Annotated in this window: 10 protein-coding genes and 2 pseudogenes; all 12 read left to right on the forward strand. The window is 42.6% G+C overall.

The window, feature by feature from the left end:
* Positions 1-3: 3 nt before the first annotated feature.
* Positions 4-273, forward strand: a pseudogene (locus AC6CH7_RS24030) (IPT/TIG domain-containing protein); the annotation flags it as partial.
* Positions 274-354: 81 nt separating this feature from the next.
* Positions 355-468 (forward strand): annotated as a pseudogene (locus AC6CH7_RS24035) (hypothetical protein); the annotation flags it as partial.
* Between the two features lie 63 nt (positions 469-531).
* A complete protein-coding gene (locus tag AC6CH7_RS24040) occupies positions 532-2,151 on the forward strand; it encodes an IPT/TIG domain-containing protein (RefSeq protein WP_498265176.1) in 1,620 nt (539 codons plus the stop codon).
* Positions 2,152-2,259: 108 nt separating this feature from the next.
* A complete protein-coding gene (locus AC6CH7_RS24045; protein ID WP_498265126.1) occupies positions 2,260-2,463 on the forward strand; it encodes a hypothetical protein in 204 nt (67 codons plus the stop codon).
* 19 nt (positions 2,464-2,482) lie between these two features.
* Positions 2,483-2,815 carry a hypothetical protein gene (locus tag AC6CH7_RS24050; RefSeq protein WP_498265127.1) on the forward strand — a complete coding sequence of 111 codons (333 nt, stop codon included), beginning with the start codon at positions 2,483-2,485 and terminating at the stop codon, positions 2,813-2,815.
* A gap of 249 nt (positions 2,816-3,064) precedes the next feature.
* Positions 3,065-3,382 carry a hypothetical protein gene (locus AC6CH7_RS24055; protein WP_498265128.1) on the forward strand — a complete coding sequence of 106 codons (318 nt, stop codon included), beginning with the start codon at positions 3,065-3,067 and terminating at the stop codon, positions 3,380-3,382.
* Positions 3,383-3,511: 129 nt separating this feature from the next.
* On the forward strand, positions 3,512-4,123 hold the full coding sequence (locus tag AC6CH7_RS24060) for an RNA polymerase sigma factor (RefSeq protein WP_498265129.1): 612 nt from the start codon (positions 3,512-3,514) through the stop codon (positions 4,121-4,123).
* Between the two features lie 72 nt (positions 4,124-4,195).
* Entirely contained in the window at positions 4,196-5,170 is a 975-nt protein-coding gene (locus AC6CH7_RS24065) for a FecR family protein (RefSeq protein ID WP_498265130.1), read from the forward strand.
* Between the two features lie 123 nt (positions 5,171-5,293).
* Positions 5,294-8,773 carry a TonB-dependent receptor gene (locus AC6CH7_RS24070; RefSeq protein ID WP_498265131.1) on the forward strand — a complete coding sequence of 1,160 codons (3,480 nt, stop codon included), beginning with the start codon at positions 5,294-5,296 and terminating at the stop codon, positions 8,771-8,773.
* Positions 8,774-8,775: 2 nt separating this feature from the next.
* The gene (locus tag AC6CH7_RS24075; protein WP_498265132.1) at positions 8,776-10,482 is read left to right on the forward strand and encodes a hypothetical protein; all 1,707 of its coding nucleotides are present in this window, start codon (positions 8,776-8,778) and stop codon (positions 10,480-10,482) included.
* Positions 10,482-11,696 carry a hypothetical protein gene (locus AC6CH7_RS24080; protein WP_498265133.1) on the forward strand — a complete coding sequence of 405 codons (1,215 nt, stop codon included), beginning with the start codon at positions 10,482-10,484 and terminating at the stop codon, positions 11,694-11,696. Before AC6CH7_RS24075 ends, AC6CH7_RS24080 begins: the two co-directional genes overlap by 1 nt.
* Positions 11,697-11,728: 32 nt before the next feature.
* Entirely contained in the window at positions 11,729-12,805 is a 1,077-nt protein-coding gene (locus tag AC6CH7_RS24085) for a fasciclin domain-containing protein (RefSeq protein ID WP_498265134.1), read from the forward strand.
* The last annotated feature ends 23 nt before the right edge of the window (positions 12,806-12,828 follow it).

Consider the following 12,828-nt stretch of genomic DNA (forward strand, 5'->3'; position numbering starts at 1 on the left):
TTGATGAGTGCCTGTAAGAAGGACAAGACAGAACTGGTTAAAGTGCCTCTGGCAGTTACAGATTATTATCCAAACAGTGGTGCTCAAGGCACACTGGTAACGGTTGAAGGTACCGGATTTAGCAATAAAGCCAATGAAATATCGGCCACATTTTCTGGCATAAAGGCTGACATTGTTAGCGCAACCGCTACCGCTGTGGTCATGCGTGCACCGGCTTCGGCAACAAGCGGGGCCATTGTAATGAAAGTAAATGAGGAAAGCATCAGTATTGGTAATTATACTTATCAGGAACTGAGTGTACAGGCGATCAGTCCGGTAAACGGGGCTGCAGGAACACATGTTCGCATTACCGGTGCGGGTTTTAGCAGTACAACAGGCCCTGCAGAAGTGTATATAAATGGGAAAATAGCCATCGTAGTTAGTGCCAGTGATAACCTGCTGGTAGCTGAAGTACCTGAAGATGCAGGCACTGGCCCGGTAACCATTAAGGTAAATGGGAAAGAGGCTTCAGGACAAACCTTTAAGTTCCAGGTGATATCAGGCATTAAGCCTGCAAGTGGTGGCAAAGGTACACGCGTGAAAATCTCTGGAGGTGGTTTTGATGAAGTAATTGCCGGTAACTATGTAGATTTTAATGGTAAACTGGCATTGGTAACTGAAGCAACTGCAGATTACCTGGTGGTTGTTGCGCCTGCCGATGTACAGACCGGCCCGGTATCGGTTACCATTAATGATCAAAAAGCAACCGGTCCTGTGTTTACAGTTGTCCCAATGCCCGTAATTGAATCGGTGACACCGTTGAGCGGACCTTCAGGTACTGAAATGACCATTTTAGGGTTAAATTTTAGCACACATGCAGATGAAAACAAGGTAACTATAAATGGAAAAAGTGCGGTTGTGCTTACTGCAACACCTTTTAAGGTTACCTTAACTATTCCAGGTGGAACAGGTGATGGAAAGGTGGTGTTGAATGTAAATGATCAGATTGTTCAGGGCCCTGATTTTAAAGACCAGAGCTTAGGCATTTCTAAAATGATTCCTGACAATGGCCTGGCAGGTACGCAGGTTACCATTACCGGAACAGGGTTTAGTGCCGCTGCTGCAGCAAATACAGTGACCTTTAATGGGGTAACAGCACAAGTAGTTAGTGCAACAGCTACGACTTTGGTGGTAATTACACCACCTGCTTTAACATCTGGCCCGGTAAAAGTAGTAAATGCCGGTCAAAGTGCATTGTCGCCGGTTAACTTCAACCGCGCTGGGGTAATGACTTTAGCAGGTGGGCCAAATCAAACAGGTCTGGATATTAGTGAGCGTGGTGCAAGTATTGCCGTAGATAGCCGTGGAAACGTATTTGTGATGGAACTTAACAACCATGTAATCAAAAAGATTACTCCAGAAGGCGTTGTTTCGATATTCGCAGGAAGCCCGACAAGAGAAACCGGTAATCAGAACGGTACAGGTACTGCAGCGCGATTTAATTTTAGCTTTAATTCAGGAGTGGTAATTGATAAGCAGGATATATTATACGTTGTTGATGGTATAAATAACAGTGTCCGTAAAATCACACCAGCAGGTGTGGTAAATACTTATGCAGTAAACCTCAATGGACCTGGTAGATTGGCTATTGATGATAGTGGAGATTTATATGTGCAAACGCAGTATAGTCTTACAAAAGTTGATAAATCTGGAGTCAGATCAGTTGTAAGCGGTTTTTATGGTGGCAATGAAGCATCACGGCCGGTGATTATCGGCTCTTACCTGTACTATACAGATAATGACAATCTTTTCATTAGTCGTTTTGGCCTGCTGGATGGATCAAATCTACGTGGATGGGCAGGAAATGGTGAATACGGAAATTCCGATGGCCCTAAAAACCAGTCGATGCTGGCTGCTCCAAAAGGATTTATTTACGACGGAAAAGGCAATTTCTATTTCTCTGATGGTTTTAAACAAACAACCAGAAAGCTGAATATGACGCTTAATGAACTGAGCACGGTTTCTAGTCAATCGACTAGTGGGTCATATAAAGATGGGGGATTGATGGAGGCAGAGTTCCGCACTAGAGATGATATGGCTATTGATAAAGATGGTAATATTTATATCGTCGATGCAGGAAATAATGCGATCAGGAAAATGTTCTTAAAATAAGTTTCAAATTTGATTATGCTCAATTCCGGGCCGGCAGTCGCCGGCCCGGTCTATTTACGAGCACATCACCTGAGCAATTAAAAAATTCATGGTTAACATACAGTTCATATGTCGTTTTTATATTTGGTTCTGTATCAGTTCAATAAAAGCATTATGGAAATCAATTATCTGGTTGTCGTACCCGTCCTGATCTTGGTCATTGCCCTGATCCTATTCCTGATCCGCAGGAACAGGAAGGACCAGAAAAAAATAGAGCAGGAGCTGAACGAGACAGAACTCAAGCCAGAAAAGCACGATAAAAATCATCCCTGACAATTAATGAACAACCCATATGCCTAAGAATATAATTCTGTTGTTATGCTGGATGGTCACCTACTGGCCTGCAGATCTAAGGTACCGGTATGATGAGGTGACGATGCTGGAAAAAAAGATCAACATCATCGTTTACCAGAAAGAGATCCTGGAAAGTGTCATCTATCGCCTTCAGTTGAGCGTGGGCACAAGGTTTGAATTTGATGTCAGGATGTTGGCGCCCTATCAGGCAAAAGGGAGCAATTACAAAGATGTCTCCTTAAAGCAGATCCTTGATCACCAACTGGCAGGTACACCATTGAAATACAAACTAAAAAAAGGAAAACTGATCTTATACCACGCTCCGATATAGGCGACCACTAATCTAAGCTTTCAGGCATTCATTTTAATTTACGATAACAATTTAATATTAACTTAATAGTAAGTGATGATAAATATAAAATGCTTGAGATATCTTCAGTCGATTATTATTGTTAGTTTAATTGATCCCTAAAATTCAAATCCATTGAATAAAAAAAATATTCTACTAATTCTTTTATTCCTAATTTTTTTTACCGTGGAGGGGTGCAACAATAAATATCCATTTAAAGTACCCTACAAGATGGCTAGTGGATACGTCATTGGAAAGGAGAATTGCAATGGGGATGTTTCAAAAGATTATTGGCTAATTGAAATTGTATCATCACCTTCGCCAACTCAGCAATATGGTGATACCCTTGCCCTTAATGGAGTTAAGTATACCAATGTAATAAAAGCAGCTGGTCTCTCCGAGACCTTAAAAATAGTAGACCAAAAGGTGGGTTTGGATTTTAATATCGCAGGGACTGCCACTTTAACTACAGGCTGTTCTATAGATAGCCCTAAAATATATAAACTAAAACTGGCTAACATCATAAATAGCGGTAGAGCATCATTTTAATCCTAATAGATCTGTTTCACCTTGCCTCGGGTCCACCACCGTCATGTTGGTCATTCCCCGTCAGGTGTATCCCGTTATTGAATAATTAACACTGACTTAATATGGACCCAGTACTTTTGTAGTATCACTATGGATATATCCACGGATCAGTTATTATTTCAAGCTGTACAGCAGCAGAATGACCGTAGGGCATTTGACCGGTTATACCTTAAATATTGGGAACAAATGTATGCCAGGGCCTGGAACAGAACAGGTGATGAGCAGACTGCTCAGGATATTGTTCAGGAACTTTTCATCAACCTGTGGGAACGCCGTGGAGATATTCAGATCCAGACAAGCTTCCAGCAGTACCTATCGGGTGCCTTGAAGTACAGGGTCATCAATCATTTTCAATCTGAGAAAGTTAAACGCCGGGTATTTGAAAAGGTATTGCAGCGGATGGCTGAGCTGTCTGGTGGAATAGATGATCTTGCCGGCTATAAAAATCTGGAGCAAGCGCTGGATGAAGAATTGGAAAAAATGCCCCAGAACATGAAAAATTCGCTGCTGCTTAGACTCGATAATTTGTCTGTTAAGGACATTGCTAACCATTTAGGTCTGGCAGAACAAACAGTATCCAATAATTTGACCGCTGCCAGTAAGCGATTGCACAAAAACCTTGGCCATAAGCTTAATGATGGGCAATTGGGTGTAGTGCTTATTATGATTCAGGTGGTTAATGATTTATTAACGTATAAATAACAATTAATAGAAGTAGCTTTTGGCTGTTTGGCTGACTCCTCTGTATAAAGAAGCAATTTTTTATAGAGGATAATGAAAGAACAGATATTTAAAAAACTACTAAAACGCTATAGTACCAATGATACCGATGAGGATGAAAACCTCCTTGTTGAGCGTTGGTATGATTCTTTTGACAAGGATCTCAGCGAAGATAGTCCGTTGAAAGACAGCAACAGCAGACGATCACTGCGAAATGCTATACACGCAGGTATTCATGCAAAAATTGATTTGCCCGTAAAAGATAAATCCAATACCTATTATTTTACTTATTTAAAGATTGCTGCCAGTATACTGCTGGTTGGAAGTGCGGGATTGTGGGCCTGGTATAAAGCCGGTTCTTCAGCAAAACCTGAAACTCAGGTTCCTGCATATGTGACAACGGGACCTGCAAGTATGAAAAGACTTATACTTCCGGATAGCTCCGAAATATGGCTGAACACGGCAAGTACACTACATTATAACAAAGACTTTAATAATGGCACGCAGCGGGAAGTTGTCCTGGATGAAGGTGAAGCATTTTTTAAAGTTAAGCACAACCCTAGCCGGCCATTTATTGTACACACAGCTGGCCTGACTACGCGGGTATTGGGAACTACATTTAATATCAGGTCGTACCGTGAGATTGATGAGGTAAGGGTAACTGTGCTGACAGGAAAGGTACAGGTGAATCACAAGAATAAACTTTTAGGACTACTTATGCCTGGGCAACAGATTGTTTACAACAGGCAAACAAATCATGATGCTATACTTGCTATTAATGCCGGCCAGAGCAATAGCTGGATTGCAGGTAAAACTTACCTGAGTCAGGCATCATTTGCTGAGCTGGCGTTAACGCTGAAAAACCGCTACGGAATTGTGCTTAAAGCCGGAAATCCTAAAATAGAAAAGCTCCGTTTTAGCATGCAGCTTGATCAGAAAACACCTGTTGAGCATACGATTAAAGCAATTTGTTCTATTCACCAAACTAAGTACAGAAGGAGGCATGGAAATGAGATAGAGCTCTATTAGAAAAGAAAGCCGGTTCCCAAAACTAATTGGAAACCGGCGAAAATGTTTAAAAACAGGCGCCGTAGGAAGCTTATCCTGTTTTTGCTTAGTAATCGCGTTAACAATTACCAATCACTCAAATTTATGAAATTTTTCTTACTGCCATTGCAGCAAGTTATGAGAATAGCTACTTTAACCATTTTCACCATATCCCTGTTGAGTGGAACGCTTACCGCGGGCCCGGTTTTGGCCCAATACCTTCGTCAACAGGTGAATGTCCGTTTTGATCAACAGAATGCCTGGAAGGCAATTCAGCAGCTGGAACAGCGAGACATTAAATTCGCTTATGATGCCCAGTTGCTAAAGCTGGGAGACATAAAAGTAAGCGCCAGATCTTTTAACAATCAAACGGTGCAAACCGTTTTGGAATACCTGTTTTCAAGAACCGATATTACCTACAATGAAGCCAATGGTTTCATTACCTTAAAGAAAAAACAAGAACCCCGGCGGGTTTCAGGGAAGGTAATTGATGCACAAACAAAGGAAACTTTGCCCGGGGTTTCCATAAGGATTAAAGGAAACCAGGGTGGAACAACTTCGGATGTAAACGGAAATTTCAGCATATCCGTTCCGCAGGAAGATGCTTTTCTGGTATTTAGCTACATGGGATACCAGACTAAAGAAGTCCGTTTGGACAAAAACAGCAGCAACTTAACTGTTGTCCTGACGCCTTCCAGTACCGCATTGAACGAAGTTACGGTACAGGCCAGGCGCAATACACGTACAGAAGCAGCGGTTTTAGACGAACGTAAAAACGCATCTATTATTCAGGATGCCATATCTGCCCAGCAAATAGAAAGAACAGGAAGTATAACTACTACGCAAGCTTTGCAAAGGGTTTCAGGGGTAACAATAACAGACGACAAATATATCGCCATTCGGGGATTGGGTGACCGGAGTGTGATTGGCCAGCTGAACGGAGTTCGTTTGGCTTCTTCGGATCCTGATCGCAGTGCAATTCCTCTGGATCTGGTTCCAGCATCCTTACTGGATAACATTACCATTTACAAAACAGTAACACCAGATAAACCAGCCGATGCAGCTGCCGGTATTGTAGAACTAAAAACCAAATCGGTACCAGATAGCATGACTTTTGAAGTGATTACCCAAACAGGTTTTAATTCTGCTATAGGAGTTGGTGGTAGTTACAATAGCTTTTGGAATAGTGAGATGGGTATGTTTGGCGGAAAGATCAATAATAAAAATCTTTCAGCAGATTTTAAAGCACTGGCACAGCAATACCCTGATGGCCTGGGTTCTGTACAAGATATGATCAGGAACAGTAATTACAGCGTTGATGGCTGGAAAGAGGCTGCACGGGTAAACAAAATTATGCAGGGTTTTGATCCGGTGATGACCAGCAGTTACAAAAGATCGCCCTTAAATCAATTGTATTCGGCAACTTACGGCAACAGTTTTACGGTTTTTAAAAAACATAAACTAGGCCTCATCCTGGGAGGTAACTACTATAGCCGTACCAATGCAACCCATGACGGAACCTTGACTCAGTACAGTATCTATCAAGGTGTAGTAACAGGTAACCCGGATGTGTTCAGCTTTCGCAATATTCCCAACTACATTACGCCCAATAGTTTAGTGATGGGTAAATATCAGTCATACAGAGAAAATACAGGTATAGAAACGTTGAATTATGGTACATTGGCGGGGCTTACCTACCGTTTTTCGCCATTACACGAAATCAGTATGCAATACCTGGGTAGCTGGGGCGGAGAAACTGCGTCAACAAACCTTATAGGAAGTTACGAATATACCGGTCTGCCCGGCGATGTTGCAAGTACCATTTATTCGCTTAAGCAAACCTATCGCAGCCTCAATACGCTTAACCTTCAGGGAGAACATAAACTCAAAACCGGCGAATACTCGCCGCGCTTGAGTTATAACATTGCGACTTCCCGGTCCGGACAAAATAATCCGGATTATCGTTTTGTCAGCCTTGCCGACTATACTCCGAAGGGAGGGGGCTACTATGAAAGGCTCAAGGCATCCGGTAGTGGTGGAACGGAATCGGCAATGGTTTATACAGACCATCTGTATGCACTTACTTCAGGTTATGTAAATGGTTTCGGTGTTTATGGCATCATCCAGGCAGAGCCTAATGGCCGCAGGTGGCGTAACCTTGATGAAACAAATTACAATTATAAAGCTGATGTGGCCATTCCCTTCAAATTCTTTGGCCAGAAACAAGAATTAAAGACGGGGGTTAATTACCTTTTCCGTGACCGTAAATTTACCGAGAACCAATTGTTTTTACCTGGTTCCAACTTTTCCGGATATAAAAGTATCCCTCTTTATGATGTGGAAGGAGATCTGGACCGTTTAGTGGGGAGCGAGATCATAGGTGTCCATGCACCGAATAGCAACCAGGGTGGCGAGGGCCATATGCCTGTTGGAGGCTTCCTGTACAATAGCCAGAAATCGCCAAACAATTACAAAGGTTATTATGAAACCAATGCTTTTTATGGTATGGTCGACTTGAAGCTGACCGAAAATTTAAGGCTAGCCGGAGGAGTACGTTTCGAGAAAACCGATATCGGTTCGGCAGTAGATACATCAGGAGTCTTTCTTGATCCCGCACTTACTATTAAAGGGCCGGGAGGTGGCCGCGGCATACCATTGGTAAACATTGAACCTAACTCGACCTATAAAACAGGCTATGAGCCTTACTATTCTGTAAATGCGACCTATACGCTTAACCAGAATATGAATTTCAGAACTGCTTTTAATACCACCCTGGCAAGACCGGAGTTGCGTGAAATAACCAATGTTTTTGAATTTGATGCTTTTCAGATGGGACTGGTAGTTGGAAACCCAAACTTAAAAAACCAGCATACAGAAAACCTGGACTTCAGATGGGAATGGTTCCCAAATCCTGGTGAGGTATTGGCAATATCCGCCTTTGGCAAACGCATCAAAAATCAACTCGTTAAGGTGTTTAACCTGGAAACAGAGGGACTGGCAGCAGTTTATCCAGAATTTCCAACTATACAATTTCAAAATGACCCCAATACAGGTACTGTATGGGGTATAGAACTTGAAGTGGTTAAAGATCTTGGACGCATAAACGACAGAATGCGCAACTTTTTCCTGGGGTCTAACCTCTTGCTGGCCCAAAGCGATATCAAAAAAACAAAGGCGCGTTATGAGGCAAACCGTTCACTGGACCGATTTACGCCAAAAAACAGTCCGCTTTTTGAACAAGCACCATATTCTGTAAATCTTTGGCTCAACTATAACAATAAAAGATCTGGAACTGACCTTACGACCACTTTTAATATGGTGGGGGAACGTTTGGTACAGATCAACCTAACCGGTGAGCCCGATCTGTATACCCTTCCGGTGCCAGTACTTGATTTTGTATTCAGTCAGCGCCTGGGTAAAAGGGTTCTTTTTAAAGGCTATGCCAAAAATATCCTTGATCCCGCTGTTAAAACTGTATACGCTAATCCCGAAACCGGAGGCAAATGGTACGGAAAGGAATACATCAACCGGAGCTACCTCAGAGGAAGAGAAATTATGTTGGGCTTTACTTATAAATTGTTTTAATCATGAATAAAATATTATTGATTCTTCTGCTGGCGATCTGCCTGATCGGTTGTAAAAAGGAACGGTTTAATGAAAAAAAAGATAACCGCTTTAATGCTGCAAACCGGGCACTCTCTACCACAAGAATCGTAAACCTGAGCCCATATAATCAAGTCGTTGCTAATGGAGATACCTTAACTAAGTTTATACTGAAAGTGGGAGATGAAGCGCAACGTTATATACCTACACCATATTTTCCAAAAGATGGCTGGTTGGGGAGTACCTGGCAGGTACCACAAGACTTATTTAAGTCAGATGGAACTGCTCAAATGGATTTTAATAATGGGATTTCAAGACTTAAAATCCCGATAAAAGAAGAATACGGACATCCAATGGATTATTACCTGTTAACAGATTCCATTTCGCCACAGGCTTCTACTGAGGGGCAACCTGCCTACGTAGCGATAGAAAGGGGAGTGGCACAGCCGGCTAAGCCTGATCACTTTAAAATCAGGATACTGAACCTTAGTGCCCGCTGTAATGTGCAAATAGATGTCGATCAACTGGAGGCTCTGGAAGGCCCGGTGAGTCTGGCCTATGCCGATGGTACGCTGGTTTCCCCTGAAACCAGTAACATTACCACTGCACAGCGGATCTCTGATTATGTTGAGTTACCTTATGGTGCTTACCAGTTCAAGGTACTTACACCCGATGGCAGGCAATTGCCAGGTTCTGCACCAGCTGAAAAGGACAATGCGATCATTACACCCTCTAATTCTACGCTTTCTATCCGTAATTCGTTAGGCGCAGAATCAGCTAAACTTACTTTTGCCCCCGTTGCTGGTTTTCAACCAGGAGGCGTATATACCATCGTAATTGCAGCCCATAACTTTAGTTATTATGACGGTATATACCAGAAACCAGGGGCGCTGCAGAATGGCTTCAGGATCATTACTGATGTAAATCCCGGCGTAAATAATACCTATTATCGTTTGCAGGGCATAAATGCCTTACCAGGTACTGGAAACCTAGGGTTTAGAGTAAATGGAAAAGATCTGGGTTCGATGGCCGCTTACGGCAGGGCTTCCACATATGCGAGGTTTATTCAGGGGATGGCCACGGTAGAAGCTGTGGATGCATCCGGAAAAGTGCTGGCTAGTGTTAGCGGGCTGGAGTTGCGCCCCGGCCAGAATTATTCCGCATGGCTCTACCCTGATCAGCAGGGGGCTGCAAAGCTGGTACTTGTTGCCAACGACCTGAGTGGTTTTAATGCTGGCATACCTAGCCCTGATGGAGGTGCCCAAAATAGTTTATCGAACGATTTTATATTCAATACACGTTTCCTGAACCTGTCCCCGGATAATCCTTATATCACTTTTACCTCAGACAATGGAACACTGGAGGCAAATAGAAAAGCAACGGTTAACCTAAAGCCTGGTATGGCGATAACCGAAAATCCCTATATCAATTATGTCCGTTACGGTTACCTGCCTTTCCAGATCATGGTTTACCGTTCTTCGCCAACGATTGTTCCAGGTAGCTGGGCAGAAGATATCGTGGTGCTTAAAAATGATGCTTTTATTGCGAATCAAGCATTATACGAGACCATTGGCCGAGAAGTTCCGACACAGGAACCAGGTTTTTATACCGTAGCACTTATTGGCCGTACCGGTATTGGGATAGCTGAAGCAAATAAAGCAAAACTAATTATTGTTAAACACAACAGATAATGAAAAAGAGCCTATATTTTTATTTTTTATGCTGTGGTCTGCTTGCCCTTGCAGGCTGCAGAAAGGTTGAATATACAACAATCGAGCAACCAGCCTACCTTCGGGTATTCAATGACCTGAATTATGCACAGACCATGGAGAACATGAACAGTAAGTACCCCTCGCTGTGTATGATTATTGATCCGGTGCTGGGTGCAGATGGTATCCCAACAGGGGGAAAGGTGGTAGGCGATTTTTTGGACAAACGAGAGGCTTACGCCCCACCTTATCCATCACATGTAGGCAATAGTACTTCTGTACATAACCCGGAATATCCCGGTAAAGAAAATGTATTGGTTGGGCCAATCCTCAACGGCTTTGATATGAGCAGTTGGGCGCAGGTACCATCTGGAAAACTCAGGATCATGTTTTTTTATCGTCCATATACGACTACACCTTTCTTTGAACTGGAAGCAAAGCTAAAGCAGGATGTGCTGATAGATACCACTATAGATTTAAGTGCAAAGGAAGTATATACCTTGCATGTACTGCAAAAGGATTTTATAACAAAGAGAAATGGCCTTCTGCTTCGGGAAGAGAACTTTCATAAGCTTGCTCTCTCTGATTCGCTGGCCTATGTGAATTTTTATAATTACAGCGCCAACGGTTTCACTGAAGCTGATATCAGTTTAAAACCAAAGGAAATCCCCGGAAAGGATAGACTTGGTTTGTTCATTAACGGTGTTCAGAACAACATGAACATTTTTCTTACCTTATTTGAGCGACAAACAGGGGACGTAATATCTCCAGTGGTTAAGGATTACGATAGCAGGTACTTGGGTAGCGTGGTGCGTAACAATGAAACCAATAAAGTAAATCCATATTATAGCTTTCCATTGTGGGCCGATGCCAAATCTGATGGTATCCGGACCGATATATGGCAACATATAGAATTTTTAGCGCCGGGCCTTGACATCAATAGCCGTCCGGATGCACCAACTCCAGGCAATTATGCTTCAGTATATTTTTTACTGAACGGAAAGGCTGCTCCGCCTGCTCCCTTATCGAGCTATATTGGCAGGATGGGAATTCCCCGCCCTAATTTATTGGTGAGCTTACACTCCGGTCTGAACAATCCACAAACTTTTGCCACCGTAAGTACCATAGAGATTGTAAACAGCAATGTTTACCTCAGTACTGTGCAACGAAAATATCCTACACCTGTTTACAAGTAAGCCGGATAATGTTGAATTTAAAAACAAGACACATGAAGATCAATAGATATACCTATCTGCTTTATACTTGCTTTATCCTAATGCTGTTTGCCTGCTTTCAGTCTTGTAAACATGAGGATTATAGCGTACAAAAATCTAACGAAAATATTCGCCTTGCCGGCGATTTTTTGAAGAACAATTACGATTACAGCCTGTTCTTTGCCGCGCTGGATTATACCGGACTGATCTCACAGCTAAATGAAAAGGGTGCATTTACAGTGCTTGCACCTACCAACAAGTCTTTTATGGAGCTAGGGATAAAATCCGTTGCAGACATCAAAAAACTCAATCACGACAGTTTGAAACAGGCCATGGCTTTACACATCATATCGCGCAGGTTAATGCAGTCGGATGTGCCTGTAAACACCATTAATATAGCCTATCAGACCTTGGCTGGCATTCCTGTTTATGCTTCTTTTGCTACCCTTAATCCGGCCAATCCAGATGAAAATCCCTGGACCAGCCAGCTTTACTTTGATGGCGCTCTTGCTGATCGGAAAGATGTTCAGCTTGTCAATGGGATCCTACATTCTATGGACAAAGTCATCAAACAATATCCTGGAAAAAATGTGCAGCAATGGCTGGCCGACCGGCCACGCTTTAGCATTTTCGTTGCAGGGCTTAAAAAATTCGGATTGTGGGACGAGCTTGCCCAAAAAGGTCCCTTTACCATTTTTGCACCCAATAACCAGGCCTTTACAGATGCGGGTATTACTAAAGGTGATATTGATGCCCTTGATGCCGGTAAATATGACGCGGCCCGGTTGTTTGGATGCTATATCCTGTACGATAAGCAGTTTTTTCTATCCGATCTGAGTGCTTTTTCCATTATTAACAGCCAGAATACCTACGAAAATTTCACAAGAAATGGCAATCGTTATTTCAAGTGGTATGCTTACGATATGCATGAGATCAGCTTTGCTGATCAGAAACAATATCCAAGTACGGTGTATGGTTCATCCATAATTGACGCTGCAACGATGGGTTACCGAATGGATAATTTATGTGAAAACGGAATCGTACAAGACCTGCCGGGCCTGTTGATCAAACCTGAGCAGGGCTTAAAGTAATGTTGTCCATTTAATCTATAAAA

It is taken from the genome of Pedobacter sp. GQ55 (assembly GCF_059758925.1).

What these genes read in the sequence shown, in the direction of transcription:
- AC6CH7_RS24045 (WP_498265126.1), top strand. Translation starts at nt 2,260, where the DNA reads ATGTCGTTTTTATATTTGGTTCTGTATCAGTTCAATAAAAGCATTATG.
- AC6CH7_RS24055 (WP_498265128.1), top strand. Translation starts at nt 3,065, where the DNA reads ATGGCTAGTGGATACGTCATTGGAAAGGAGAATTGCAATGGGGATGTT.
- AC6CH7_RS24060 (WP_498265129.1), top strand. Translation starts at nt 3,512, where the DNA reads ATGGATATATCCACGGATCAGTTATTATTTCAAGCTGTACAGCAGCAG.
- AC6CH7_RS24065 (WP_498265130.1), top strand. Translation starts at nt 4,196, where the DNA reads ATGAAAGAACAGATATTTAAAAAACTACTAAAACGCTATAGTACCAAT.
- AC6CH7_RS24070 (WP_498265131.1), top strand. Translation starts at nt 5,294, where the DNA reads ATGAAATTTTTCTTACTGCCATTGCAGCAAGTTATGAGAATAGCTACT.
- AC6CH7_RS24080 (WP_498265133.1), top strand. Translation starts at nt 10,482, where the DNA reads ATGAAAAAGAGCCTATATTTTTATTTTTTATGCTGTGGTCTGCTTGCC.
- AC6CH7_RS24050 (WP_498265127.1), top strand. Translation starts at nt 2,483, where the DNA reads ATGCCTAAGAATATAATTCTGTTGTTATGCTGGATGGTCACCTACTGG.
- AC6CH7_RS24075 (WP_498265132.1), top strand. Translation starts at nt 8,776, where the DNA reads ATGAATAAAATATTATTGATTCTTCTGCTGGCGATCTGCCTGATCGGT.
- AC6CH7_RS24085 (WP_498265134.1), top strand. Translation starts at nt 11,729, where the DNA reads ATGAAGATCAATAGATATACCTATCTGCTTTATACTTGCTTTATCCTA.